This window comes from Herbaspirillum lusitanum (assembly GCF_026127345.1).
In the GTDB taxonomy this organism is placed as follows: domain Bacteria; phylum Pseudomonadota; class Gammaproteobacteria; order Burkholderiales; family Burkholderiaceae_D; genus Herbaspirillum; species Herbaspirillum lusitanum.
Genome location: NZ_QXFG01000018.1, coordinates 167,373 through 191,716 on the forward strand (window position 1 = coordinate 167,373; position 24,344 = coordinate 191,716).

The following is a 24,344-nucleotide window of genomic DNA, read 5'->3' on the forward strand; positions in this document are numbered from 1 at the left end:
TCCCCCTTAAAGAGCGTCTTTGCCGGTTTCGCCGGTACGGATGCGGATAACGTCCAGCAGATCTTGTACGAAGATCTTGCCGTCGCCGATTTTGCCTGTACGTGCTGCAGCCTCGATGGCTTCCAGCGCGCGCTCAACGATGGAATCGTCAACGGCGGCTTCGATCTTGGTCTTCGGCAGGAAGTCCACGACATATTCCGCACCGCGATACAGCTCAGTGTGGCCCTTTTGGCGGCCGAAACCTTTGACTTCCGTCACGGTGATCCCTTGCACGCCGATCGCCGATAAGGCTTCACGGACCTCGTCGAGCTTGAATGGTTTGATGATCGCTGTAATCAGTTTCATACCGACCTCAATTAGAAAGTTTTGCTAAGGGAGAAAACAACGCCATTCCGACCAACATTTTTCAGACCATTTGACGCTGGCGTTGTGCTAACGCCGTCTTTCAGGTCAGTACCGACATATGCCACACCCAGAGTGATGCCGGCCAGATCTTCAAATGTTTTGCTCACACCGATTTTCCAGTCGTTGTAGCTGAACTGGGCGGTCGAGCCGTGGACGCTTTGGTGACCGAGATGCAGACCTACCACGGTGCCAAAGTAGCTGTCGATGTTGGCGCCCAGATCGTAGTACTGGCTGTACTTGCTGTTGACAGCACCGAACAGATTGGTCAGCGATTGCGAATATTTGAAGTAGCCAGGGCCATAGCCGACCTGGCCATAGAGTTCGAATGTGTTGGCATTCTTGACGCCGCTGTTTGCCAATGTGTTGCCTGGATAGTAGTAGTACAGGCCGCCGACGTCATAAGTGAAACCGCCGCCGATATCGCCGCGCTTGCCACCGTAGATATCCCACTCGATATTGCCCTTGGTGTTGGTAGGGGGCGTCGTATTGGCACCCGCGTCCTTGATCCATTTGATGTTGGTCGCCCATGTACCCAGATACAGACCGGTTGGATTGTTAGTGTAGTCGGCACCCACTTGCAAAGCCGGATCGAAGCGCGTTTGTGTCAGACCGCGGTAGCGATAGTCGCTGACGACTGCCGCATTGAAGGTGAATTCATTATCTGGCTTAGGTGCGTCCTCGGCATGCGCGAAGCTGGATGCAAACGATGCTGCGACTGCGGCTGCAAGAATCAATTTTTTCATGGCGTCCCTCTAGGTTTCTGTTAAACAACAAATTGTTCATTTCTGCACAACTTGTATAGCAGGAGCCATGCCAACCCTTTTTTGGCAGTTTGCGTTACTTTTTTTAGCGCAAATCAACATTCCAATTAGGCATTTTTTCTTTTTTTCCCAAAAACAGTGCATTAGAGTGAAACACAAACGTCGCCGCACAACAATAGTGCGCAACAATTTCAACGCAACATTTTCCCTTGGGAAATTTTTGTTTTTTATGGTGCATCGCCGGGCGCAGTTTTGCCACCCGGTTGAGGACGCATAAAAGTGTTGCAAAAATGACATCAATCTAAAGCCGCTTCATGCCGGATTGCGGCAACCGTCCCCGACGATTGGATAAACCGTGACACCCGCCGCAACCGGCGCTGAACGTTTCGGCGCTATTCCATTCTGACATGCAGCACCATCACACCGATTGCACCGGCGTGTTTTGCGTTGCTTTGTTTTCCCGCACGACAACGAAAGCGCTACACTTGTCGGATAGTCATTACTCAAAATAAAGGAAGCATCATGGACAAACCACAATTCTTCGAAGATATTCAGTCCAAAATCAACAAGGCAATCGAAAACTCTCCCGCCAAAGACATCGAGAAAAACGTCAAGGCCATGCTCAGCCAGGGTTTCTCCAAGCTGGACCTGGTGACCCGCGAAGAATTCGACATCCAGGCGCAGGTGCTGGCCAAGACCCGCGCCAAACTGGAAGAACTGGAAGCCCGCGTAGCCGAACTCGAAGCACGCCAGAAAGCCTCGTGATTCCATCCCCATGAGCCTTGCTGTATTGAAAAGCCGTGCGCTGGCGGGCATGCAAGCGCCCCAGGTCACGGTGGAGGTACACCTGGCCAACGGTCTGCCGTCCTTCACCATCGTCGGCCTGCCGGAAACCGAGGTGAAGGAATCCAAGGACCGCGTGCGCGCCGCCCTGCAGAACGCGCGCTTCGAATTTCCCGCCAAAAGAATCACCGTCAATCTTGCGCCCGCCGACCTGCCCAAGGAGTCGGGCCGTTTTGATTTGCCGATCGCGCTGGGCATCCTGGCTGCCTCCGGACAAATGCCCGGCGACGATCTCGACGAATACGAATTCGCCGGCGAATTATCGCTGTCGGGCGACTTGCGACCGATCCGTGGCGCCTTGGCGATGACCTACGCCATGCGCACCTCGCATCACAGCGACGGCCGCCGGCGTATTTTCATCCTGCCGCGCGACAGCGCCGACGAAGCCGCGCTGGTCGCCGACGCCACCATTTTCCCCGCTGATTCGCTGCTGCAGGTGTGCGCCCATTTCGCCGCTCGCGGCGCCGACACCGACGTACGGCTGACACAGCACCGGCCGGCCATCAAGCCTGCCGCACCAGCCTATCTCGATTTTTCCGACGTCAAAGGCCAGTTGCAGGCCAAGCGCGCGCTCGAAGTCGCTGCAGCCGGCGGCCACAGCGTGCTGCTGGTGGGGCCTCCCGGCACCGGCAAGTCGATGCTGGCGGCGCGTTTCCCCGGTATCTTGCCGCCCATGACCGATGAGGAGGCGCTGGAATCGGCAGCCGTGCAATCGCTGACCAGCGGATTTTCCGCCGCGCGCTGGAAGGTGCGCCCTTACCGTTCGCCGCACCACACCGCATCCGGCGTCGCACTGGTCGGTGGCGGCAGCACGCCACGCCCCGGCGAAATCTCGTTGGCGCATCGCGGTGTATTGTTCCTCGACGAGCTCCCGGAATTCGATCGAAAGGTGCTGGAAGTATTGCGCGAGCCGCTCGAATCAGGCCAGATCACGATCTCCAGGGCCGCGCGTCAGGCTGATTTCCCGGCGCGCTTCCAGCTCATCGCTGCGATGAATCCCTGTCCGTGCGGCTTCCTTGGCGCGCGTCATCGCGAATGCCGCTGCACGCCGGATCAGGTGACGCGTTATCAGGGAAAAATTTCAGGTCCGCTGCTGGATCGCATCGACATGCAAATCCAGGTCGGCGCCATCGCGCATGACGATTTGCTGCAACAAGCCGCAGGCGAAGCATCGGCGGACATTGCCGCGCGCGTGGCAAGCAGCTTCGAGGTGCAGCAACAGCGCCAGCGCAAAAGCAACTACCTGCTGTCGACCACCGAAATCGATCTGCATTGCAAACCCGATGCCGCCGGCGAAGACTTGCTGCGTACCGCGATGACGCGCCTGAACTGGTCGGCGCGCGCCTATCACCGCGTGCTCAAGGTGGCGCGCACCATTGCCGACTTGTCGCAAGTCCCGATCATCGGCAAGGCCCACATCGCCGAAGCAATCCAGTATCGGCGCGCGCTACGCGAGCAATAACGCAGTTCGCTCTCCTCAGGCGGCCTTGAGCAATCGCCGCACGAACCACGCGATCACCAGCGCGAACACCGCCAATCCCAGCCATTGCGCAGCCGGCGCAAAACCGGCGCCGACCAGCGCCAGCGGATCGTCACGTCCGGTGGCGCCGATCACCGCTGCCAGGATCACGCCCATGAGGCTTTCGCCGACGATCAGACCGGACGTCACGAGTACGCCGCGCCGTTCTATGCGCCCAGCCCCGGCCTTGTCGCCGGACGCCTTGCGTTTGGCCAGGTGCAGCTGCAAACCCCATGCGATCAGCGCGCCCGCCACCAGCGCCATGCCGACCGACGGCGGCAGGTAGATCCCCAGGCCGACCGCCAGCGCCGGCACGCGCGCCTTGCTACCGCGTTTTTCCAGGACGATGTCGATGACGATCAGCAGCGCGCCGATGGCCACGCCGATCAGGATCATGGTCCAGTTCAGCTGATGCATGAAGATGCCGTTGGCGATCGCCGTCATCAGTGTCGCCTGCGGCGCCGCCAGCGCGTGCGAAGCATCCATGCCGGGTCGCGGCAGCGCACCGACGAAACCGTAGGCGTTGTAGAGCAGCTCAAGAATCGGCGAGATCACCGCGGCGCCGACGACGCAGCCGATCAGCAGCGCGATCTGCTGGCGGTAAGGCGTGGCGCCTACCAACCAGCCGGTCTTGAGGTCTTGCAGGTTGTCGTTGGCGATGGCCGCGATGGCGATGATGGCCGCGGTCACGAAGATCGCCAGGGCGATCGGCAGCTTGCTCGAGCCGGGCGCATCAAGCAGATGATCGACGCTGCCCGAGGCCAGCAGCAACAGCGACACCAGGATCATCGCGATGATGCCGATGCCGGAAATCGGACTGCTCGATGATCCCACCAGCCCGGCCATGTAGCCGCAGGCGGCCGCCACCAGGAAGCCGAACACGCACGAGAACGCCAGGCTCATGGCAACCAGTCCGCACAGCAGGGGCAACGACAGTCGGGCATCGATGAGGAACACGGAAAAGATCAGCGTCAGCAAGGCCATCACCGCCACGCCGATCAGGGCAATCGCGCGCACAGGCAAATCGCGGTCGGTCAGCGGGCGCTCGCTGCCGTCGTCGAACGTGCTGCGACTGCGCAGCGACTCGCGCACGCCCGCCACCATCGGCCGGAACAACGTGATCAGCGTCCACACCGCCGCCACGCCGATGGTGCCGGCGCCCATGAAGCGCACCTGGCTGCCCCACAAGCCGGTGGCGTAAGCGGCGAGCGTCGTGCCCGGCGACGCGGGCGTCAGCATGCTCAGGATCGGCACGGCGAACACCCAGCTGATGATCACGCCGATCAATACCGCCACGCCGGCGACGATGCCGATCAGGTAGCCGGCGCCAAGGAGGGCCAGTGAAAAACCCAGCGGCAGCCGGAAAATCGCGGCGCCGATACCGGCCCAGACATTCAGTCCCTCCGACAGCAAACGAAAACCGCCGGTGACCAGCGCCACCGCCGCCGACACGATGCTGCCGGCCCAGATGTCGTTGAGCCCCTTGCGCACGTCGTCACCGCCGTCGGCGGTGTCGGCATTGCCGACCCGTAGGATTTCCGCGGCCGCGAGTCCTTCCGGATAAGGCAGTTCGCTCTGCACCACCATCACTCGCCGCAACGGAATCGTGAACAGCACGCCGAGCATGCCGCCCGCAGCGCAGATGCCGAACGTCTGCCAATACGGGAAACCCTGCCAGTGGCCGATCATCACCAGCCCGGGCAGGATGAAAATCACCGCCGACAACGTGCCGGCCGCCGAGGCCTGGGTCTGCACCATGTTGTTTTCGAGGATGCTGGCGGAGCCGAACAGGCGCAGCACCGCCATTGAAATCACCGCCGCAGGGATGGCCGAGGAAAACGTCAGGCCGACCTTCAACCCGAGATAGACGTTGGACGCCGTAAACACGATGGTGATGAGTGCGCCGAGGATGACGCCGCGCAGCGTCAGTTCAGCCATGTTGTATTGCGCGGAAGCAGGATGGGAAGCTGACATGGGGGATGGCTCCTTCTTGAATTGCCGTTGGTCGGTTGGAATGATCTGCCGTCATTTCTGCCCATCTGCCGGTGCGGCATCGTTTGCTATCATGGCGTTCTCGCAGAAAAAATCCCGCCGCCATGAATCAGCCCGTCCGCCTTGCCGTCGCCTCCCTGTTGCTGGCTTTGACCAGCGGCGGCGCATTCGGTGCCGCGAATTCAACTACTGCGGACAGTAACGCAATCGGCAAGGCCATGAGTCCCTTGCCGCCCGGCGCGCAAACAGGCCTCAACCTTGACCTCGGCGACGCCGCCAGGAACCCCGCCGGCAAGGATCGGCCAGAGACGCTGAGCCCGCGCTGCCGGCAGCTGCGCGCCGATATTGACCGCGCCCGCCAGGCGCCGCCTGAGCCACCGCGCGACGTCTATCCGGAAGGGCCGCGCCGCGACGGCAGGCGCGCAGCGCCGATGCCCCCGCCGTCACCGATGCCGGGTCTGCAGGTGCAATCGTCCAACAGCTTGCAAGGTCGTCCTTCCGGCGACATCGAATACAGCCGACGCGCCAAAGCGGAACAACAATTCCAGCGCGAATGCGAATAAATGGCGACACTTTACGGCTGCCTTTGCGGGCCGCGCGTGGCCTCCCCCTGACTCTGTCCTGACTCTTATATGTTCATTGGAATACTCTGCGCGCTGTGCGCCGGCCTGATGTGGGGCCTGGTCTTTGTCACGCCGCTGCTACTCGGCGATTACCCCGGCGTGGTGCTCTCGCTGGGACGCTATGTCGCCTTCGGCCTGATCGCGCTGGCGCCGGCCTGGTTCGATCGCCGTCGCATCGGACTGCTGAGCCGGCAGGACTGGACCGTCGCCTTCAAGCTCGCCCTGGTCGGCAACCTGATCTACTATGCCATGCTGGCCACTGCCATCCAGCTGGCCGATGCACCCTTGCCGACGATGCTGATCGGCACCTTGCCGATCGTGATTTCGGTGTGCGCCAACTGGCGTCCCGGTCACGTCTCGGAATCGGTCGCATGGAGCCGGCTGGCGCCGTCGCTGGTGATCCTGGGCCTGGGCCTGACGCTGGTCAATAGCAGCGAGCTGGAGCGTCTGCGCGACACCATCGGCAACGCCCGCTCCACCACCGACTATGCGCTGGGCTGCCTCATCGCGGTCTGCGCCATCGCCGCCTGGACCTGGTATCCGATCGTCAATTCGCGCTACCTGCGCACTCACACGCACATCAACTCGGTCACCTGGGCCACCGCGCAGGGCTTGGCCACGCTGCCGATGGCGCTGATCGGCTTCGCGCTGTTCGGGATATACGGCGTCGCCAGCGGCAGCGATTACGCGTTCCCGCTGGGACCACGTCCCGGAACCTTCGTCGTCATGATGCTGGTGATCGGATTGTCGGCGTCGTGGCTGGGCACGCTGCTGTGGAACAAGGCCAGCCAGTTGCTGCCGACTGCGCTGGTGGCGCAGCTGATCGTGTTCGAAACGCTGGCCGCCTTGCTGTATGCTTTCCTGCTGCGCGGCGTCGCGCCCGACCTGCGCGTATTGGCCGGTGCAGTGCTGCTGTGCATCGGCGTGGTCTACGGCGTGCGGACGTTCTCGCGGCGGCCTGCGGTTTCGCATTTACCTTGATTTCACCTGATTTTTTCATGACCATGCGCCACACATCCCCCGCCTTTTCCTTCGCTCTGCTGGCGCTCTTTGCCACGCTGCTGACAGCCTGCTCGCCCAAATACAACTGGCGCGAAGCCCACGGCGAAAAGATCCAGTTCACCGTGCTGCTGCCCGCCAAACCGGCCTCCTTCACGCGCCAGATCGACCTCGACGGCCTGCCGGTGTCCATGACCATGACCGCGGCCGAGATCGACGGCGTCACCTTCGCAGTCGGCGCCGCCGAGTTGGCCGATGCCGCGCAAACCGGGAAGGCGCTGGAAGCGATGCGTACCGCGCTGATCAACAACATCGGCGGCACGCCGACGCCGGCGACGATTCCCGGTAAAACCGCGGGCGACCGCACTCTCGACGTGGTGGTCGCCGGCATGGCGCACGGTCAGCCGATGCGGCTCATGGCGCGGCTGCTGGCGCGCGACAAGCGCATCTACCAGGTGCTGATCGTCGGTCCGGAGAAGTCCATCGACGCCGAACACGCCGAAACCTTTTTTACCTCGTTTGCGCCAAGCTGACAGGCCTGAAGAGCCGGCGCAGATGACAAGCGCGGCGCGTCCGGGGTATTCTGTCAACCTGCCGTAAACCCATTAGGCAATAATTAAGCAGAAATTAAGCACCAAGGCGTTATCCGGAAGGAAACAGGCGGATACGCTCTCATCAACACCAATACCCTGAGGAAATATGCTGGTAACGTTCAAATCAAAAGCGGCTGCAGATGTTGTCATGTATGAATCCCATGCCAAGCCCATCCTCGACCTGCTGCACAAGGACATCAAGCGCGGCGTGATCACCGCAGCCGAAAGCGCCGACGCGGTCGCGCTGATCGAGAAGCAGATCGACAACAGCAAGTCGCATGAAGCTGCCGAAGCCCTGGAGCGCGACGTGCACGCGCATCACAACGCCAACGGCGACGACAACGGCCATGAAAAGATCGAGCCGGTGACGTTTTCGGCGCGTGCCTATCCGCTGCTGGACATGCTGCGTGAAGCAAAGAAGGGAAATTACGACGTGCTGTGGGGCGTCTGAGTCCGGCAGGCCCATTGCTGCAGGACACCGCAGGACCACACTGCAGGAGCCGCCGGGCTCCTGCAGTCGTTTCAGCGGGCTGAAACGGATTAACGAAGAGAATTACTGCGGGCGGGTGCGCAGCTGCTGGGACTGACTTTCATCGTCATGTCGACGTTCTGGAATAGCGCCACCGCCTTCGTGGCTGGTACACTGGCGCTCCGCATGGGCGCCCGGGCATCGTCAAGTTCGCGTCTCAAAACATGGCTGGAACGCGTGATCGGCGGCGCCTTCATCGGCCTCGGCGTCAAACTGGCCCTTAGCAAGCAATAATGTGACCCATCTATCCCTGAAATCTGATTCCCTGGCTCATGGCCTGCACGGCGCTGCGCGCGCCATCGTCGACGTGCGCGCCGGTACCGCGCTGCCGCAAGCCCTGGCGCGCCAGTTCGCCCGGTCCGACATGACGCCGCAGGCGCGCGGCGCGATCCAGGACCTGTCTTATCTGTCGATGCGTCGGCTCGGCATGGCCGACGGCGTACTGGCCCTGCTCGCCGACAAACCACCGCAACCGGAAATCCTGCACGGACTGCTGGCCTGTGCGCTGAGCCTGTTGCTGGATGAAGAGAATCCGGCCTACGACGCCTTCACCGTCGTCAACCAGGCCGTCGAAGCGGCTGCCGCCGACGCCGAGATGAGCCATGCCAAGGGCGTGGTCAACGCCATCCTGCGGCGCTTCCTGCGCGAGCGCGCGACGCTGCTGCCGCAAGTGGAAAAGACCCCGCCCGGCGCCTGGAATTATCCGACCTGGTGGATTGACCGCCTCAAGGGCGCCTATCCGGCCCAATGGCAGGACATCCTGCGCTCCGGCAACGCTGCGCCGCCGCTGACCCTGCGAGTAAACCGCCGCAAGTCGAACGTGCCTGATTACCTGCACCTGCTGGCCCTCAACGGCATCGGCGCGCGCCAGGTCGGAGCCGACGCGGTGCGCCTGGACAAACCACTGCCGGTGAGCCAGATCCCCGGCTTCGCCGACGGCCTGGCGTCGGTGCAGGATGCCGCGGCGCAAATGGCGGCGCCGCTGTTGGACGTGCAAGATGGCATGCGCGTACTCGACGCCTGTGCGGCGCCGGGCGGCAAGACCGGTCATCTGCTGGAATGCGCCGAGCTCGATCTGGTGGCGCTGGACCACGATCCCAAGCGCCTGCGCCGCATCGAGGAAAACCTGCAACGCCTGCAACTCAAGGCGCAACTGCTGGCCGGCGACGCCCGCGATAGTCAGGATTGGTGGGACGGCAAGCAATTCGATCGCATCCTCGCCGATGTGCCGTGTACAGCCTCGGGAATCGTGCGTCGCCATCCCGATATCCGCTGGCTGCGTCGCAAAAGCGACACGGCGCAGCTCACAACACTTTCCGCCCAAATACTCGACAATCTTTGGCAGATGCTAAAGCCGGGTGGTAAATTGCTGCTGGTGACATGCTCGTTGTGGCCGCAGGAATCGGAAGAACAGGCAGCGGCTTTTGCGCACCGCCATCAAGGCAGTGAAGGCAATTCGGACCATCGCGCCGTCCGACTGCCGGCGCCGGGCCAAATGCTGCCGACCGCCAGCGCAGAAACCGACCACGACGGCCTGTTTTATGCACTGTTTCAAAAAACTGGACCATGAATTGACGCAATCGGCTCTTATTTCCTCGGATCTGCCGTCATTCCGCCAACTTTCCCCGGCGGCGCCGACTGCATTACGACATCCGTCCCGGTGGTTGCAACGCGTGTTGCTGGCGCTGGCATTGCTGTTCTGCCAGACCTGCATCCAGGCGGCGGAAATCGATGTCACCCATGCTTCGCTGGAAGCAACCGACGACGGCTACCGTTTATCCACCTCGTATGCTTTCGAGCTCAACCGCAGCCTGGAAGACGCCCTGGTGCGCGGCGTACCGCTGTATTTCACCACCGACGTCCAGCTCACGCGGCGACGCTGGTACTGGTTCGACGAGGTCTCCATCTCGGTGTCGCGCACGGTGCGCCTTTCCTATAACGTGCTGACGCGGCAATACCATGCGTCCACCAGCGGCCAGCTGCAGCAGAGCTTTTCCTCGCTGGAAGACGCTATGTCGCTGATCCGCCGGCCGCCGCGCTGGAACATCGCCGACAAGAACACGCTCAAGTCCGGCGACATCTACAACGTCGGCCTGCGCATGCGGCTGGACGTGGCGCAGTTGCCAAAACCATTCCAGATCAACGCACTCAACAACAGCGACTGGCGGCTTTCCTCCGACTGGAAAGAATTCACCTTCAAAGTCGAATGACCCGCACCCTGCGCTATTTGCTGGTGGTGGGCGGCGGCGTCATCAGCATCCTGCTGTTCCTGCTGGCCTCCGCCTCTGAAAACTCCGCCCTGTTCGACCAGCACTATCCCTGGCTGCTGGGCCTCAACGCGCTGGCTGCGATCGCCCTGCTGCTGCTGGTGATCCTGCTGCTGACACGGCTCTACAAACGCTACCGGCGCGGCAAATTCGGTTCCAAATTGCTGGCGCGGCTGGTGATGCTATTCGCGCTGATCGGGATTTTGCCCGGCGCGGTGATCTATCTGGTGTCGGTGCAGTTCGTGTCGCGCTCGATCGAATCCTGGTTCGACGTGCGCATGGAAGCGGCGCTGGAGTCCGGCCTCAATCTCGGCCGCAACGCGCTCGACTCGTCCCTGACCGATCTGGCATCGCGCGGGCGGGCGATGGCGCAGGAACTGGCCGACATGTCGGAATCCGAACAGGTTACCTACCTGTCGCGCCAACGCGACCAGAGCATGGAAATCACCGTGGTCAACGCCGGCGGTCAGGTGCTGGCGACGGTGGGCGGCCGCATCGGCGTGCTCACGCCCACTCTGCCGACCACGGCGATGATGCGCCAGGCCCGTCTCTCGCGCGGCTTCTCGGTGGTGGAAAGCGATGACTCGCGCCCGCTCAACGGCGAGTCCGACGCCGACGGCAACCTGCGCCTGCACGTGGTGATCGCGGTGCCGGCCTCGTCCAAAGCCATGGGCCTGCAAAACGACAGCCGCTTCCTGCAGATCCTGCAGCCGGTGCCGGACTACCTCGCCACCAACGCCGAAACCTTGCGCCTGGCCTACAGCGAATACCAGCAACGCTCGGTGGCGCGCTCGGGGCTGCGCAAGATCTACATCGTCACGCTCACGCTGACGCTGCTGCTGGCCATCTTCGGCGCCATCGCCAGCGCCTTCCTGATCGCCAGCGACCTCGCCAAACCGCTGCTGCTGCTGGCCGAAGGCACCAAAGCGGTGGCCGAAGGCAACCTCTCGCCGCGCCCCATCGTCAGTACGTCGGACGAACTCGGCACGCTGACGCAATCGTTCAACACCATGACCCGGCAATTGCTGGAAGCGCGCACCTCGGTCGAGAAGAATCGCGCCGAGCTGGAAAACGCCAAGGCCTACCTGGAATCCGTGCTGGCCAACATGTCGGCCGGCGTGATGGTGCTCGACAGCGCATTCTGCATCGTCAGCGTCAACGACTCGGTGCGCCGCATCCTCGGCTACGACTTCAACGGCAGCACCGGCACGCCGCTGCACACCATCGACGGCCAGGCGCTGTTTGCCGAAGCCATCATCAAGGCCTTCTCGGAACAGCGCGCCCACCTCGCCGACAGCGCCGAAGACGGCCTGCACTGGCAACAGCAGATTGAACTCCCCCACCGCAGCAACAGTAACAGCGGCAGCAGCAACGGCGACGGCGCCGAAAGCAGCAAGGACGGCAGCAAGACCATCCTGCTGGCGCGCGGTTCGCACCTGCCGGTGCAAAGCGGAGTGGGCTACGTGGTCGTGTTCGATGACATCAGCAAGGTCATCTCGGCGCAGCGGTCGATCGCCTGGGGCGAAGTGGCACGACGCCTGGCGCATGAAATCAAGAACCCGCTCACACCCATCCAGTTGTCGGCCGAACGCCTGCAGATGCGCCTGGCCGACAAGCTGCTGCCGCAGGACGCCGCCATCCTCGACAAGAGCACCACCACCATCGTCAACCAGGTCAGCGCCATGAAACGCATGGTCGACGATTTCCGCGAATACGCCAAGACGCCGCCGGCCAAGCCGTCGGCGCTCGACCTCAATGCGCTGACCGAGGAAATCCTGCACCTCTACCTGGCCGGCGACGGCCGCGACACCATCCATGCGCGGCTGGCGCCGGATCTGCCGAAGGTCATGGGCGACGCCACCCAACTGCGCCAGGTCATCCACAACCTGCTGCAGAATGCGCAGGACGCGGTCGCCGAGAATGGCGACATCACGCCGCATATCGAGGTCGTCACCGAACTGGTCAAGTATCAGGGTTCCAATGGCGTCGCCCGCAGCGCCGTGCGGCTGTCCATCACCGATAACGGGCCGGGCTTCAGTCAGAAAATTTTAGCCAGCGCCTTCGAACCTTATGTAACATCCAAACCGAAAGGGACGGGTTTGGGCTTGGCAATGGTCAAGAAAATCGTCGACGAACATGGTGGTCGCATCGATATCCAAAATCGTAGCGATACAAGAGGCGCAAAAATACTGATTTTGCTGTTAAAGTTAGCGTCCGATGCATAAGGATTAAGATTTTTCTCATTGCTGCCGTTGATACATGGGTCTTTACCAAGTAAGGTTGCGGAATTAGCCCGGCGTTATTGTGTGTCTGCGTGCCGTACTTCATGTACCGTCCAGTCATACGCCCAGCCAGATTGATTTTTGCAGCGATGCTGTAAAGAGTTCTTCGGTTGCATGGAAAATCTCAAAAATATCTAGTGAGGAAAGCAGGCACATGGCTAACATCCTGGTCGTCGATGACGAAATGGGTATCCGCGAGTTGCTCTCGGAAATTTTGGGCGATGAGGGACATGTCGTAGCAACCGCGGAGAACGCGCAACAAGCGCGCGAGTTGCGCTTGGGCAGCGTTCCGGATCTGGTGCTGCTGGATATCTGGATGCCCGACACCGACGGTGTCACCTTGCTGAAGGAATGGCAGCGCGACGGCTTGCTGACCATGCCCGTGATCATGATGTCCGGTCATGCCACCATCGACACCGCGGTCGAAGCCACGCGCATCGGCGCACTCAATTTCCTCGAAAAACCGATCGCCCTGCAAAAACTGCTCAAGGCGGTCCAGCAAGGACTGTCGCACAGCCGCGAGCCGGCGCGTCCGGTGTCGTACATCCGCCCGACCGTCGCCGCCAGCGCCGACAGTGCCGATCACCACGCGAGTCCGCTGTCGTCTTATGCAGCGCCAAATGCGGTCGACACGCTGCACCATGGCCTGGCCGCCGTACCGGCCTATGCGCCGATCGCCGACAACGCCTCCAATATCTCTTTTGACCTGCCGCTGCGCGAAGCGCGCGACGCCTTCGAACGCGCCTATTTCGAATATCACCTGGTCCGCGAAAACGGCAGCATGACGCGCGTGGCCGAACGTACCGGCCTGGAACGCACGCACTTGTACCGCAAGCTCAAGCAACTCGGCGTCGAACCGGGCAAGCTGTCCAAGAAAAACGTCTAAATAGCCGACGACTGACGGCGCAACGCCGTCGGACGCCCGCCTACGCGCGACCGGACCCGCTTCGATATCAGCTTGATGCACGCTTCTCGCCGCTGTTTTCCCACCTGCTTGGCCTTACCGTAGTTTTACTGCCGCCCCGCGCCCAGCCTGCTTGCCGGCAACCCGGTCCTTGCCGCTCAGGAACCTTATTGCGCCTGCCCCATCCATCCCTGTAGGGCCGGCCGCTTTGGCCCTGCAAGCTCGCCCGTTCTTCATGTCATTTTGTCATTCGGGCAAAAGTTATCGCTGATTGCGCCGTAACCATATTCAGGAAGACGCAACAGCGACGCCGTCCAGGGCGGCCGCCGCGCCGCCCTTGAAATACCCCGATATGACGCCACTTCCTTTTCAAAGCTTAAGCATTTGCACAAGGAGCCACTATGAACCTGATCTACAACAGTGAGCAATACAGCGTCGTTGAATTCGGCGCCGACCGCGACCACGAAGCCCTGCGTTTCGGCGGCTATGAAATCATGGACAAATCCGGCCAGCGCGAAATCTATATCGACGGTCCTGCCGCCGAGCTGTTCCGCAAGGACGTACAGGACCTGATCGCGACGGAACCGTCGATGGAAGACATCGATACCTTCCTCAGCAAGTACGATCTGATGATGCGTCACCCGATGACCCTGCACTGATCTGACCAGCGGCCTGCCGGCAACGGCAGCGCCGCATGTCTCCAGGTCCCGTGCCCATCGCCGGGGCCTTGCTTCTTGTCCTGCTTTCTTGTCCTGCTTTCTTGTCCTGCTTTCTTGTCCTGCTTTCTTGTCCCGCTTTCTTCGTCCTCCCGCTTTATAATTTCAGGCTTGCGGCGTATGCCGCGGTATTCCCCGCCTGAGCGCCTCAATGAATTCCTTGCCCATCACCAGCAGCCAGACCGGCGTCCACGAGCACTTGTCGGCGCTGGTTGCCAGGCATGCCGATGCAGCCACGCCGTTCCGCAAGCCAGTGGCCGACTACAACCGGCGCGCCTTCGAGCACAGCATCGCCGCCTGGCGCGCCGCCGGCGCCGCGCCGCTGATCCTCGACACCGGCTGCGGCGTCGGGCTGTCAACGCTGAACCTGGCGGCGCAATTCCCGGATCATTTCGTCATCGGCATCGATCAGTCGGAAGATCGTCTCGGGCGCAACACGCAATGGGACGGACCGCAACCGGACAACCTGTGCTTCATCCGCGCCGACCTGGTCGACTACTGGCGCTTGCTTCTGGACGCGAGAATTTTCCCGGCGCGCCAATACCTGCTGTACCCCAATCCCTGGCCCAAGATCGGCCACCTGGCGCGACGCTGGCATGGCCATGCAGTATTCCCGAGCATCGTCGCGCTGGGCGGCGTCATCGAGTGCCGCAGCAACTGGCGGATTTACGTGGAAGAATTCGCCGCCGCGCTGACGCAGCTGAGCGGACAAGCGACGGCCTGCGAAGCCTACGCCACCGACACGCCGATCACGCCGTTCGAGCGCAAATACCTCGCCTCGGCACACGCATTGTGGCGTTGCCGCACCGCGCTGCCGCCGCAGCAAAGCGACGCCGGCTGAAGGCGGGTTTGCGCCTGGCGCAGTATCATAGGGCCTTTTTTGCCGCCCCGATTCCAGCGCTCTTCATCATGACCCACCCCACCGGATTGTCCGCGTGAGCCTCACCGTCGTCGCTTTGGTGCTCTGCGCCGCCCTGCTGCACGCTTCCTGGAATGCCTTGCTGAAAAGCAGCGGCGACCGCCTTGCCTCGCTGACCATCATGACCATCGGCGCCGGTGTCGGCGCAATTCCGCTGGTGCTGTTCACGCCTCTGCCGCATGCGGCTGCGTGGCCCTGCATCATCCTGTCGGCGATCCTGCATACCGGCTACAACCTGTTCCTGATCCGCGCTTATCGCATCGGCGATTTCAGCCAGTCCTATCCGATTGCGCGCGGCTCGTCGCCGATGCTGGTGTCGATCGGCGCGGCCATCTTCGTCGGCGAACAGATGAGCATCTACACCTGGCTAGGCGTGGCGCTGGTCTCGATCGGCATCATCAGCCTGGCCAATATCAAAGACCGCCACAATCTGTCCGGCCCGATCGCGGCCTTCACCACCGGCGCCTTCATCGCCGCCTACACCGTCACCGACGGCATCGGCGCACGCGCGGCCGGCAACGCGCTGGCGTATTCCGGCTGGCTGTTCGTGCTCGACAGCTTCCCGCTGGCGCTGATCTTCATGTGGATGCACCGGCGCCTGCCGATGGCGGCCGAGCGCAAACAGAACTGGCTCAGCTTGGCGGGCGGCGTGATGTCTTTACTGGCTTACGGAATTGTGATCTGGGCCGTGACGCTGGCGCCCATGGGGACGGTATCCGCCTTGCGCGAAACCTCGGTGCTGTTTGCGGCGCTGATCGGCACGCTGTTCCTGGGAGAGAAACTCACGATGCGGCGCATCCTGGCCTGCATCCTCATCACGCTCGGCGCTATCGTGCTGGGTTGGCACAGATAGCCCGAGCGTCTTTTCAACAACGACTAAATTTCCACCTTGGTGCCCAGCTCCACCACGCGGTTGGCCGGGATGTGGAAGAAGTCCGATGGCTTGGCGCCGTTCTGGTACATCCACGCAAACAACTGCTCGCGCCACAGCGACATGCCCAGCAACTTGCTCGGCACCACCGTATCGCGCGCCAGGAAGAAGGATGTGTCCATCAGCTCGAACTCGATGCCGAACTGCGATGACGTCAGGTCGAGCACCTTGTTCACTTCCGGCGCTTCCTTGAAGCCGAAGGCCGCGCGCAGCAGGTAGACGTTGCCGCCCAGGTCCTTAAGCGTCAGGCGTTCTTCGTTGGAGACATAAGGCACGTCCCAGATGCTGATCTTGAGGAAGAACACGCGCTCGTGCAGGATGCGGTTGTGCTTGAGGTTATGCAGCAGCGCCACCGGCACGGTGTTGATATTGCCGGTCATGAAGACCGCGGTGCCGCCGACCCGGTGCGGCGGATGCGCCAGCAGGCCTTCGACGAAGGGCTCCAGCGGAATGCCGTCATCCTTGATGCGCATGCGCAGCAACATGCGCCCCGAATACCAGGTCATCAGCAGGAAGAACGCCACGCCGCCGAGCAGCAGCGGGAACCAGCCGCCGTCGGCGATCTTCAGCAGGTTGGCCGTGAAGAACGCCAGGTCGACCGTGATGAAAGCGCCGATCACCAGCGTCACCAGCACCGGATGCCATTTCCACTCGGCGCGCATGACCACCCCCGCCAGCATCGTGGTGATCACCATCGTGGTCGTCACGGCGACGCCGTACGCCGCCGCCAGGTTGTCCGATTTCTTGAACGCCAGCACCACCGCCACCACCAGCACCAGCAGCATCCAGTTGATCAGCGGGATATAGATCTGGCCGCGCTCGTCTTCCGACGTGTGCAGGATGCGCATGCGCGGCACGAAGCCCAGCAGAATCGCCTGGCTGGTCAGCGAGAACGCGCCCGAGATCACCGCCTGCGAGGCAATCACCGTGGCGAACGTCGCCAGCACCACCATCGGCACCAGCAGCATGTCCGGCACCATCAGGTAGAACGGATTCTTGATCGCCTCAGGGTTCGACAACAGGTTGGCGCCCTGGCCGAAGTAATTGATCACCAGGCAAGGCATCACGGTGTACAACCACGCGAAGCGGATCGGCCGGATGCCGAAGTGGCCCATGTCGGCATACAAGGCTTCGGCGCCGGTCAGCACCAGCACCACCGAACCGAGCACGATGAAGGCCTGCAGCGAATGCTCGATCATGAAATGCACGGCGTAATACGGATTGATCGCCACCAGGATGTCCGGCGCCTTGAGGATGTGATACAGGCCCAGCGCGCCCAGCGAAATGAACCACAGGAACATGATCGGGCCGAACAGCTTGCCCACCAGATTGGTGCCGTGGCGCTGGATCAGGAACAGACCGGTCAGGATCGCCAGCGTCAGCGGGATCACGTAATGCGAGGTCCCCGGCGCGGCGATGTCCATGCCCTCCACCGCCGACAGCACCGAAATGGCCGGCGTGATCACCACGTCGCCATAGAACATGCAGGCGCCGAACACGCCCAGCATCATCAGCAGCTTGGCGCGCGGCGAGCCATTGACGGCGGTGCGCAGCGACAGCGCCATCAGCGCCAGCACGCCGCCTTCGCCGTTGTTGTCGGCGCGCATGACGAACAGCACATACTTGAGCGAGACCACGATCGTGATCGACCAGAACAGCATGGAAATGATGCCCAGCACCGCGTCGGGCGAAAACGCGATGCCGTGTTCCGGACTGAAGCACTCTTTCAGCGCATACAGCGGGCTGGTGCCGATATCGCCGAACACGACGCCGAGGGCTGCCAGGGTGATGATGTGGAGTTTTTGCGACCGGAAGGAATAATTTGGTCTGACCTGAGTTGAACTCATTGTTTTCCCGTATTTGATTTGATGCTCATGTCTGCAGCGTTTTAGTCGTCACTTAGTCGGCACTTAGTCGTCGTTGTAGTCTAGTGTCGACCCGCAGCTTTTAATGCGCGTTGCGCCGGTGAAACCGGATAGCGCGTACTTTATCGCACTATCCCCCCTCCGGGATGCTGCGTTGTGCAAAGGCATCTACCGGATGGCTCAGTCTTGACATCGGCGCGCCGGCGAGCATCGCGGTCCGGAGAGGCGCGGCGAGTTTTGTGGAAAAACGCAAGTCGCGGCTATAGCTCCCAAAATGCAGCGAAAAACGCATAAAGATATGCGATAAACGCGTTTTTCATTCGGCGAGCGTCTTTATATACTCCTAGCTCATAAAGAACGGCGATTTCACCCATGTTTGTTCTTAAGCCCTCTTCCACCAGAACGAGGTCCCCGCTTTTACCGGAGCATCCATGTTTGCCAAACGACTTCTCTGCGCCGCGCTGAGCCTCGGCCTGCTGACCGCCGGCCTCGCCGCCACCGCCCCCGCACGCGCCCAAGGCCAGCTGCAGCTACGTATTGCCGAGCAATTCGGCATCGTCTATTTATTGCTGAACGTCGCCCAGGACCAGAAGCTGATCGAAAAGCACGGCAAGGCCCAGGGCGTCGACATCAAGGTCGACTGGGTCAAGCTGTCGGGCGGCTCGGCCGTCAATGATGCACTGCTGTCGGGCGCGATCGACATCGCCGGCGCCGGCGTCGGCCCGCTGCTGACCATCTGGGATCGCACCCACGGGCGTCAGAATGTGCGCGGCGTGGCCTCGCTGGGCAACCTGCCCTACTACCTCGTGAGCAACAACCCCAACGTCAAGACCATCGCCGACTTCACCGACAAGGACCGCATCGCGCTGCCCGCCGTCGGCGTCTCGGTGCAATCGCGCGTGCTGCAACTGGCCTCGGCCAAGCAATGGGGCGACGCCCAGTACAACAAGCTCGACAAGATCAGCGTGGCCGTGCCGCATCCTGACGCCGCCGCGGCGATCATCAACGGCGGCACCGAGATCAGCGCCCACTTCGGCAACCCGCCGTTTCAGGATCAGGAACTGGCCGGCAATCCCAAGGCGCACATCGTGCTGAACTCCTACCAGGTGCTAGGCGGTCCGTCATCGGCCACGGTGCTGTATGCCACCGAGAAATTCCGCAAGGATAATCCCAAGACCTACAAGGCCTTCCTGGACGCGCTCGATGAAGCCGCCAAATTCATCGCCGCCAATCCCGACAAGGCCGCCGATACCTACATCCGCGTCAGCAACGCCAAGATCGACCGCAACCTGCTGCTGAAGATCATCAAGAACCCCGAAGTGCAGTTCAAGATCGCGCCGCAGAATACCTATCCGCTGGCCGAGTTCATGCACCGCGTCGGCGCCATCAAGAACAAGCCGGCCTCGGTGAAGGATTACTTCTTCGACGACGCCCACATCAACGGAGGCAGCTGAGATGCGCGCCACGTCCCTCATCGCGGCAGCAGTCGCAGTCATCACGCTCACAGTGAGCGCCGCCCATGCCCAGCCCGGCAGCTGATCTGCACAATCCGCACAATCCCGATGCGCCGATCCTGCGCGCCGTCGGCGAACACACGCCGCTGCTGCAGGTCGACCGTGTCGGCCTGCAATACCGCAGCGCCACCGCCGTGGTGCAAGCCACGCACGATGTCAGTTTCGACGTCTACCCGGCCGACCGTTTCGTGCTGCTGGGGCCGTCCGGCTGCGGCAAGTCGAGCCTGCTGAAAGCCGTCGCCGGGTTCCTCAAACCGGCCGCCGGCGAGATCCGCCTGGACGGCGCCGCGATCCATCAACCTGGTCCGGACCGCATCGTGGTGTTCCAGGAATTCGACCAGCTGCCGCCGTGGAAAACCGTCAAGCAGAATGTCATGTTCCCGCTGCTGGCTTCACGCACCTTGGGCAAGCGCGAAGCGGCCGAACGCGCGCTGCACTACCTCGACAAGGTCGGCCTCGGAAAATTCGCCGACGCTTATCCGCACACGCTGTCGGGCGGCATGAAAGCGCGTGTCGCGATTGCGCGCGCGCTGGCCATGCAGCCCAAGATCCTGCTCATGGATGAACCCTTTGCCGCGCTCGACGCGCTGACCCGCCGCAAGATGCAGGAAGAACTGCTGATCCTGTGGGAAGAGGTGCGCTTCACGCTGCTGTTCGTCACCCACTCGATTGAAGAGGCGCTGGTGGTCGGCAACCGCATCCTGCTGCTGTCGCCGCATCCGGGCCGCGTGCGCGCCGAGATCAACAGCCATCAATACGACCTGCAAAGCCTGGGCGGCGTCGGCTTCCAGGAAACCGCGCGGCGCATCCATCGCCTGTTGTTCGACGAAGGCTCTGGGCATCCGGAACCGGCGCATGTCAATTTCAAGGATGTGCGCTTCTCATATTGAGCAGTGCGATCCCGTCCATCTCATTACCCGGCCTGCCATGAGCATTTCTCCCCCTATCCGCGACGAATATGAAATTGCCCTGACGCCGCTCGACGACGTTCCGCTGGAACGCACGCTGTCATTGCCGCAGCGCATCTGGCAGCAAAGCTGGGTGCGCAAGGCGGTGATCCTGCTGGTGCTGGCGCTGATCTGGGAAGCCATCGCGCGCATCCAGGACAACGATCTGCTCTTGCCGAGCTTCGTGCAGACTGCACACGCCTTCGTTGACGGCGTCGTCACCGGCGAGCTGATCGGCAAGGTGTGGATCTCGCTCAAGGTGCTGGTCAAGGGCTACCTGATCGGCATCGCGCTGGCGTTCGCGCTGACCACGCTGGCGGTGTCGACCCAACTCGGCCGCGACCTGCTGAGCACGCTGACGTCAATGTTCAATCCGCTGCCGGCGATTGCGATGTTGCCCCTGGCCTTGTTGTGGTTCGGACTCGGCGAGAACAGCTTGATTTTCGTGCTGGTGCATTCGGTGTTGTGGGCTTTGGCGTTGAATACCTATGCGGGATTCCTGGGCGTGTCGGACACCCTGCGGATGGCCGGGCGCAATTATGGTTTGCGCGGTTTGCGGTTCGTGCTGTTCATGCTGGTGCCGGCGGCCTTGCCTTCGATCCTTGCCGGATTGCGCATCGGCTGGGCGTTTGCATGGCGTACGCTGATTGCTGCGGAGCTGGTGTTCGGGGCTTCCAGCGGCAAGGGCGGGCTGGGTTGGTACATCTTTCAGAATCGCAATGAGCTGTATACCGATAAGGTGTTTGCTGGGTTGGCGATGGTGATCTTGATTGGCTTGGTGGTGGAGAATTTCGGGTTCAATACTATTGAGAGGTTGACTGTCAAGCGGTGGGGGATGCAGCGGTAGGCTGTGTCTTTTGTGTTTTGTCCCGACTTCGCGTTTATCGGTAGCTTCTTCTGTTCTTTCTTCGATCAACCCTGCCGGGGGTAGCCCGGCTGCTACTCACTTTCTTTGGCGAAGCAAAGAAAGTGAGCGGCTGCCGGGCCGCACCCGGCAAAGGTTGATCGAAGAAATATCCGTCTTAGCTACCGACAAACAAAAGTCGGAACAACCGACGCATACATCACCAAGCCGCCAAAATCCCACCCTTGAACTCCGTATCAATAAACTTCTTCACCTCATCCGACTGATAAGCCTTCACCAGCTTGGGCAACCAAACCTGATCCTTGTCCTTCTCCCGCACCGCAATCAGGCAAGCATAAGGACTGTCGCCGTTTTCCACGACCAGACTGTCGCGCACCGGATGCAACCCGGCCTTCGCCGCATAATCCGCATTCACCGCCGACGCATCCAGGTCATCCAAAGTACGCGGCAATTGCGCCGCATCGATCTCGATGAACTTCCACTTCTTCGGATTATCGACAATGTCGATCGGCGTCGCATTGATGCCGGTCAGGGGATCGATACCTGTGCGCAATTTGATCGCGCCATGCTTCTGCAACAGCAACAAGACGCGACTCTCGTTGGCCGGATCATTCGGAATCCCGATCTTGGCGCCGGCCGGAATGTCGCTCAGGCTGCGGTATTTTTTGGAGTAGATCGCCATCGGTCCGATGAAGGTGCGCCCGGTGCCGAACAGCTTGTAGCCGCGCGCCTTGATCTGCGCGTTGAAGAAGGGCCGATGCTGGAAACTGTTGGCGTCGAGCTCGCCCGCATCGAGCGCGGCGTCCGGTTGGATATAGTCGTTGAACTCGACGATCTGGATTTTGTAGCCCGGATTGCTGCGCTCGAAGACGCGCTTGACCACTTCAAAAATCTGCGCGTGCGGGCCGCTGGTGACGCCCACCTTCAAGGTCTTTTCCTGCGCCGCGGCAGTCATGGAAAAAGTTGTTGCAACGCTCGCCAACAATAAACCGGTAAAACCAGCCGTCAGCAAACGGGTAAAAAATCGCGCCATGAATCTTCCTCAAATAGCGCTAATTTATCTGCCGTCCGCCGCGAACAAAACGAATCTTTTGGCGCTTGAATATACGCTTTCCAATCGCACAGAAAAGCGGCGATCAATCAGGCGATCAACAACTCTCGCGGTTCTTCCTCAACCTGCCGGCGCGCCGCTGCAGAAGGCACGGCGGCAATCAGCGAACGGGTATAGTCATGCTGCGGCGCCTGCCAGATGCTGTTGTGGTCACCCGACTCGACGATGCGCCCGCCGTTCATCACCAGCACCTTGTCGGCGATGTAGCGCACCACCGAGAGGTCATGCGAGATGAACAGATACGACAGGCCGAATTCGCGCTTGAGGTCGACCAGCAGGTTCAGTATCTGGGCCTGCACCGAGACGTCGAGCGCCGATACCGGCTCGTCGCAGATCACCAGCGCCGGCTTCAGCACCAGCGCACGGGCGATGCCGATGCGCTGGCGCTGGCCGCCGGAAAACTGGTGCGGATAACTGCGCAAGGCGCGCTGCGGCAGGCCGACCAGGTCGACGATCTGCTCGATGCGGCGGCGACGTTCGGTCTTGTCCTTGACGTCGTGAATCACCAGCGCGGCGTCGAGGATTTCCGTCACCGTGTGGCGCGGATTGAGCGAGGCGTACGGGTCCTGGAAAATCATCTGCACGCGGCGACGATACGGCCTCAGGCGCGCACTGTCGAGCTGCGCAATGTTGTCGCCGTCGAGCAGGATCTTGCCGGCGCTGGCATCGACCAGCCGCACGATGGTCTTCGACAGCGTGGATTTTCCGCAGCCGGATTCGCCGACCAGGCCGACCGATTCGCCTGCGGCGATATCGAAGGACACGCCCTTGACCGCATGCACCACGCCGTTGTGCGAACGGTAGTGAGTGTGCACATCCTGCAGCGACAGCAAGGCTTTCGCATCCGGCTCCAAGGGCAAGAGTGACGATAACGGCTGCGCATGCGCACGTTCGGTCAGCGTGAAGATGCGTTCGCCGTCTTCGATCCCGGTGCGGATTTCGGGCAGACGGCCGTCGCGGTAGTGATAATCCTGCTCCATCTGCAACGACGCGCCCAGCAGGCCGCGGGTGTAAGGATGTTGCGGCCGCTCGAACAGGACGGCGCTGCTCGCCTCCTCCACTTTGCGGCCGCCGTACATGACGGCGACGCGGTCGGCCCATTGCTCGACCACGGCCAGATCGTGCGTGATCAGCAGCACCGCCATCGACAGGTCGCGGCGCAGCTGGCCCAGCAACTCAAGGATCTGCGCCTGGATGGTGACGTCCAGCGCGGTGGTCGGCTCGTCCGCGACCAGCAGGCGCGGATGGCAAGACACCGCCATGGCGATCATCACGCGCTGGCGCTGACCGCCCGACAGGTTATGCGGATAGTCGTTGAAACGGCGCTGCGGCTCGGGAATGCGCACCAGTTCCAGCAACTCGATCGCGCGCGCCTTGGCGGCCTGCGGCGACAGCGGCTGATGCAGGCGGATCGCCTCGACCACCTGCCGGCCGATGGTCAGCACCGGATTGAGCGAGGTCATCGGTTCCTGGAAGATCATCGAAATCGCATTGCCGCGCAAAGCGCAGATCTCGTCCTCCGGCAGCGCCGACAAGTCGCGTCCTTCGAACACGATATTGCCCGATACCTGTGCGCTCGGCGGTAGCAGGCGCAGCAGCGACAGCGCCGTGGTCGACTTGCCGCAACCGGATTCGCCCACCAGCGCCAGCGTCTCGCCGGCGGCGATGCCGAAGCTGAGATCCTTCACGGCGTCGTGGCCGGGAAAGGACACGTTGAGGTTGCGGATGTCGAGGAGCTGGCTCATGGGATTCTTCCTGT

Annotated in this window: 24 protein-coding genes; 17 read left to right on the plus strand and 7 right to left on the minus strand. The window is 61.8% G+C overall.

Annotated elements, in window-relative coordinates; all coding sequences use genetic code 11:
• Window positions 1-6: 6 nt before the first annotated feature.
• Together DXT88_RS22645 and DXT88_RS22650 are read right to left on the minus strand one after the other, a co-directional pair.
• Window positions 7-345 (minus strand): P-II family nitrogen regulator, encoded by a 339-nt coding sequence (locus tag DXT88_RS22645; RefSeq protein ID WP_007884397.1) that lies wholly within the window; start codon window positions 343-345, stop codon window positions 7-9.
• 11 nt (window positions 346-356) lie between these two features.
• Window positions 357-1,148, minus strand: a complete 792-nt coding sequence (locus DXT88_RS22650) for a TorF family putative porin (protein WP_029363891.1) — start codon at window positions 1,146-1,148, stop codon at window positions 357-359.
• 540 nt (window positions 1,149-1,688) lie between these two features.
• Between DXT88_RS22650 and DXT88_RS22655 the strand changes: the two genes are divergently transcribed.
• Together DXT88_RS22655 and DXT88_RS22660 are read left to right on the plus strand one after the other, a co-directional pair.
• Complete coding sequence (locus tag DXT88_RS22655; protein ID WP_016836063.1) at window positions 1,689-1,931, plus strand: accessory factor UbiK family protein; 243 nt, start codon at window positions 1,689-1,691, stop codon at window positions 1,929-1,931.
• A 10-nt stretch (window positions 1,932-1,941) separates the two neighbouring features.
• Window positions 1,942-3,471, plus strand: coding sequence for a YifB family Mg chelatase-like AAA ATPase (locus DXT88_RS22660; RefSeq protein WP_265216130.1), 1,530 nt, complete (start codon window positions 1,942-1,944; stop codon window positions 3,469-3,471).
• A 15-nt stretch (window positions 3,472-3,486) separates the two neighbouring features.
• Here DXT88_RS22660 and DXT88_RS22665 read toward each other — a convergent pair whose 3' ends face one another.
• Window positions 3,487-5,502, minus strand: a complete 2,016-nt coding sequence (locus tag DXT88_RS22665; RefSeq protein WP_265216131.1) for an OPT family oligopeptide transporter — start codon at window positions 5,500-5,502, stop codon at window positions 3,487-3,489.
• A 122-nt stretch (window positions 5,503-5,624) separates the two neighbouring features.
• Between DXT88_RS22665 and DXT88_RS22670 the strand changes: the two genes are divergently transcribed.
• The 3 genes from DXT88_RS22670 to DXT88_RS22680 all read left to right on the plus strand — a co-directional run bounded on the left by DXT88_RS22670 (window position 5,625) and on the right by DXT88_RS22680 (window position 7,675).
• Window positions 5,625-6,083 (plus strand): hypothetical protein, encoded by a 459-nt coding sequence (locus DXT88_RS22670; protein ID WP_265216132.1) that lies wholly within the window; start codon window positions 5,625-5,627, stop codon window positions 6,081-6,083.
• 69 nt (window positions 6,084-6,152) lie between these two features.
• Complete coding sequence (locus tag DXT88_RS22675; RefSeq protein ID WP_265216133.1) at window positions 6,153-7,124, plus strand: DMT family transporter; 972 nt, start codon at window positions 6,153-6,155, stop codon at window positions 7,122-7,124.
• 17 nt (window positions 7,125-7,141) lie between these two features.
• Window positions 7,142-7,675: a hypothetical protein gene (locus DXT88_RS22680; protein ID WP_265216134.1), complete on the plus strand. Its 534-nt coding sequence runs from the start codon at window positions 7,142-7,144 to the stop codon at window positions 7,673-7,675.
• A 72-nt stretch (window positions 7,676-7,747) separates the two neighbouring features.
• Here the strand turns inward: DXT88_RS22680 and DXT88_RS22685 are convergent, their stop codons facing one another.
• Window positions 7,748-7,885, minus strand: a complete 138-nt coding sequence (locus DXT88_RS22685; protein ID WP_162098089.1) for a hypothetical protein — start codon at window positions 7,883-7,885, stop codon at window positions 7,748-7,750.
• Between DXT88_RS22685 and DXT88_RS22690 the strand changes: the two genes are divergently transcribed.
• The 9 genes from DXT88_RS22690 (at window position 7,842) to DXT88_RS22730 (ending at window position 16,205) form a co-directional block, all read left to right on the plus strand.
• Window positions 7,842-8,186 (plus strand): DUF1840 domain-containing protein, encoded by a 345-nt coding sequence (locus DXT88_RS22690; protein WP_029363895.1) that lies wholly within the window; start codon window positions 7,842-7,844, stop codon window positions 8,184-8,186. The genes DXT88_RS22685 and DXT88_RS22690 overlap by 44 nt on opposite strands.
• A 147-nt stretch (window positions 8,187-8,333) precedes the next feature.
• On the plus strand, window positions 8,334-8,498 hold the full coding sequence (locus tag DXT88_RS22695) for a hypothetical protein (RefSeq protein ID WP_265216135.1): 165 nt from the start codon (window positions 8,334-8,336) through the stop codon (window positions 8,496-8,498).
• A gap of 1 nt (window position 8,499) precedes the next feature.
• The gene (gene rsmB / locus DXT88_RS22700; RefSeq protein ID WP_016836070.1) at window positions 8,500-9,834 is read left to right on the plus strand and encodes a 16S rRNA (cytosine(967)-C(5))-methyltransferase RsmB; all 1,335 of its coding nucleotides are present in this window, start codon (window positions 8,500-8,502) and stop codon (window positions 9,832-9,834) included.
• Between the two features lie 94 nt (window positions 9,835-9,928).
• Window positions 9,929-10,474, plus strand: coding sequence for a DUF4390 domain-containing protein (locus DXT88_RS22705; protein WP_016836071.1), 546 nt, complete (start codon window positions 9,929-9,931; stop codon window positions 10,472-10,474).
• Window positions 10,471-12,756: a sensor histidine kinase gene (locus DXT88_RS22710; protein ID WP_265216136.1), complete on the plus strand. Its 2,286-nt coding sequence runs from the start codon at window positions 10,471-10,473 to the stop codon at window positions 12,754-12,756. The genes DXT88_RS22705 and DXT88_RS22710 overlap by 4 nt, the downstream gene beginning before the upstream one ends.
• Before the next feature lie 211 nt (window positions 12,757-12,967).
• Window positions 12,968-13,699, plus strand: coding sequence for a response regulator (locus DXT88_RS22715; protein ID WP_265216137.1), 732 nt, complete (start codon window positions 12,968-12,970; stop codon window positions 13,697-13,699).
• A gap of 419 nt (window positions 13,700-14,118) precedes the next feature.
• Window positions 14,119-14,376: a BTH_I0359 family protein gene (locus DXT88_RS22720; RefSeq protein ID WP_016836074.1), complete on the plus strand. Its 258-nt coding sequence runs from the start codon at window positions 14,119-14,121 to the stop codon at window positions 14,374-14,376.
• 208 nt (window positions 14,377-14,584) lie between these two features.
• Window positions 14,585-15,274: a tRNA (guanine(46)-N(7))-methyltransferase TrmB gene (trmB, locus tag DXT88_RS22725; RefSeq protein ID WP_265216138.1), complete on the plus strand. Its 690-nt coding sequence runs from the start codon at window positions 14,585-14,587 to the stop codon at window positions 15,272-15,274.
• A 94-nt stretch (window positions 15,275-15,368) separates the two neighbouring features.
• The gene (locus DXT88_RS22730) at window positions 15,369-16,205 is read left to right on the plus strand and encodes a DMT family transporter (protein ID WP_265216139.1); all 837 of its coding nucleotides are present in this window, start codon (window positions 15,369-15,371) and stop codon (window positions 16,203-16,205) included.
• A 23-nt stretch (window positions 16,206-16,228) separates the two neighbouring features.
• Here DXT88_RS22730 and DXT88_RS22735 read toward each other — a convergent pair whose 3' ends face one another.
• Window positions 16,229-18,130 (minus strand): potassium transporter Kup, encoded by a 1,902-nt coding sequence (locus DXT88_RS22735; RefSeq protein WP_016836077.1) that lies wholly within the window; start codon window positions 18,128-18,130, stop codon window positions 16,229-16,231.
• A 449-nt stretch (window positions 18,131-18,579) separates the two neighbouring features.
• On the opposite strand from DXT88_RS22735, the gene DXT88_RS22740 reads away from it, so the two are divergent.
• The 3 genes from DXT88_RS22740 (at window position 18,580) to DXT88_RS22750 (ending at window position 21,456) form a co-directional block, all read left to right on the plus strand.
• Window positions 18,580-19,602 carry an ABC transporter substrate-binding protein gene (locus tag DXT88_RS22740; protein ID WP_265216140.1) on the plus strand — a complete coding sequence of 341 codons (1,023 nt, stop codon included), beginning with the start codon at window positions 18,580-18,582 and terminating at the stop codon, window positions 19,600-19,602.
• A 65-nt stretch (window positions 19,603-19,667) separates the two neighbouring features.
• Window positions 19,668-20,552, plus strand: coding sequence for an ABC transporter ATP-binding protein (locus tag DXT88_RS22745; protein ID WP_265216141.1), 885 nt, complete (start codon window positions 19,668-19,670; stop codon window positions 20,550-20,552).
• A gap of 37 nt (window positions 20,553-20,589) precedes the next feature.
• Complete coding sequence (locus DXT88_RS22750; protein WP_265216142.1) at window positions 20,590-21,456, plus strand: ABC transporter permease; 867 nt, start codon at window positions 20,590-20,592, stop codon at window positions 21,454-21,456.
• A gap of 217 nt (window positions 21,457-21,673) precedes the next feature.
• Here the strand turns inward: DXT88_RS22750 and DXT88_RS22755 are convergent, their stop codons facing one another.
• Together DXT88_RS22755 and DXT88_RS22760 are read right to left on the minus strand one after the other, a co-directional pair.
• Window positions 21,674-22,507, minus strand: coding sequence for a MetQ/NlpA family ABC transporter substrate-binding protein (locus tag DXT88_RS22755; protein WP_265216143.1), 834 nt, complete (start codon window positions 22,505-22,507; stop codon window positions 21,674-21,676).
• A 107-nt stretch (window positions 22,508-22,614) separates the two neighbouring features.
• A complete protein-coding gene (locus tag DXT88_RS22760; RefSeq protein ID WP_265216144.1) occupies window positions 22,615-24,330 on the minus strand; it encodes an ABC transporter ATP-binding protein in 1,716 nt (571 codons plus the stop codon).
• Window positions 24,331-24,344 lie beyond the last annotated feature (14 nt).

What these genes read in the sequence shown, in the direction of transcription:
- DXT88_RS22645 (WP_007884397.1), bottom strand. Translation starts at nt 345, where the DNA reads ATGAAACTGATTACAGCGATCATCAAACCATTCAAGCTCGACGAGGTC.
- DXT88_RS22650 (WP_029363891.1), bottom strand. Translation starts at nt 1,148, where the DNA reads ATGAAAAAATTGATTCTTGCAGCCGCAGTCGCAGCATCGTTTGCATCC.
- DXT88_RS22655 (WP_016836063.1), top strand. Translation starts at nt 1,689, where the DNA reads ATGGACAAACCACAATTCTTCGAAGATATTCAGTCCAAAATCAACAAG.
- DXT88_RS22660 (WP_265216130.1), top strand. Translation starts at nt 1,942, where the DNA reads ATGAGCCTTGCTGTATTGAAAAGCCGTGCGCTGGCGGGCATGCAAGCG.
- DXT88_RS22665 (WP_265216131.1), bottom strand. Translation starts at nt 5,502, where the DNA reads ATGTCAGCTTCCCATCCTGCTTCCGCGCAATACAACATGGCTGAACTG.
- DXT88_RS22670 (WP_265216132.1), top strand. Translation starts at nt 5,625, where the DNA reads ATGAATCAGCCCGTCCGCCTTGCCGTCGCCTCCCTGTTGCTGGCTTTG.
- DXT88_RS22675 (WP_265216133.1), top strand. Translation starts at nt 6,153, where the DNA reads ATGTTCATTGGAATACTCTGCGCGCTGTGCGCCGGCCTGATGTGGGGC.
- DXT88_RS22680 (WP_265216134.1), top strand. Translation starts at nt 7,142, where the DNA reads ATGACCATGCGCCACACATCCCCCGCCTTTTCCTTCGCTCTGCTGGCG.
- DXT88_RS22690 (WP_029363895.1), top strand. Translation starts at nt 7,842, where the DNA reads ATGCTGGTAACGTTCAAATCAAAAGCGGCTGCAGATGTTGTCATGTAT.
- DXT88_RS22685 (WP_162098089.1), bottom strand. Translation starts at nt 7,885, where the DNA reads ATGACAACATCTGCAGCCGCTTTTGATTTGAACGTTACCAGCATATTT.
- DXT88_RS22695 (WP_265216135.1), top strand. Translation starts at nt 8,334, where the DNA reads ATGTCGACGTTCTGGAATAGCGCCACCGCCTTCGTGGCTGGTACACTG.
- DXT88_RS22710 (WP_265216136.1), top strand. Translation starts at nt 10,471, where the DNA reads ATGACCCGCACCCTGCGCTATTTGCTGGTGGTGGGCGGCGGCGTCATC.
- DXT88_RS22715 (WP_265216137.1), top strand. Translation starts at nt 12,968, where the DNA reads ATGGCTAACATCCTGGTCGTCGATGACGAAATGGGTATCCGCGAGTTG.
- DXT88_RS22720 (WP_016836074.1), top strand. Translation starts at nt 14,119, where the DNA reads ATGAACCTGATCTACAACAGTGAGCAATACAGCGTCGTTGAATTCGGC.
- trmB (WP_265216138.1), top strand. Translation starts at nt 14,585, where the DNA reads ATGAATTCCTTGCCCATCACCAGCAGCCAGACCGGCGTCCACGAGCAC.
- DXT88_RS22735 (WP_016836077.1), bottom strand. Translation starts at nt 18,130, where the DNA reads ATGAGTTCAACTCAGGTCAGACCAAATTATTCCTTCCGGTCGCAAAAA.
- DXT88_RS22740 (WP_265216140.1), top strand. Translation starts at nt 18,580, where the DNA reads ATGTTTGCCAAACGACTTCTCTGCGCCGCGCTGAGCCTCGGCCTGCTG.
- DXT88_RS22745 (WP_265216141.1), top strand. Translation starts at nt 19,668, where the DNA reads ATGCCCAGCCCGGCAGCTGATCTGCACAATCCGCACAATCCCGATGCG.
- DXT88_RS22750 (WP_265216142.1), top strand. Translation starts at nt 20,590, where the DNA reads ATGAGCATTTCTCCCCCTATCCGCGACGAATATGAAATTGCCCTGACG.
- DXT88_RS22755 (WP_265216143.1), bottom strand. Translation starts at nt 22,507, where the DNA reads ATGGCGCGATTTTTTACCCGTTTGCTGACGGCTGGTTTTACCGGTTTA.
- DXT88_RS22760 (WP_265216144.1), bottom strand. Translation starts at nt 24,330, where the DNA reads ATGAGCCAGCTCCTCGACATCCGCAACCTCAACGTGTCCTTTCCCGGC.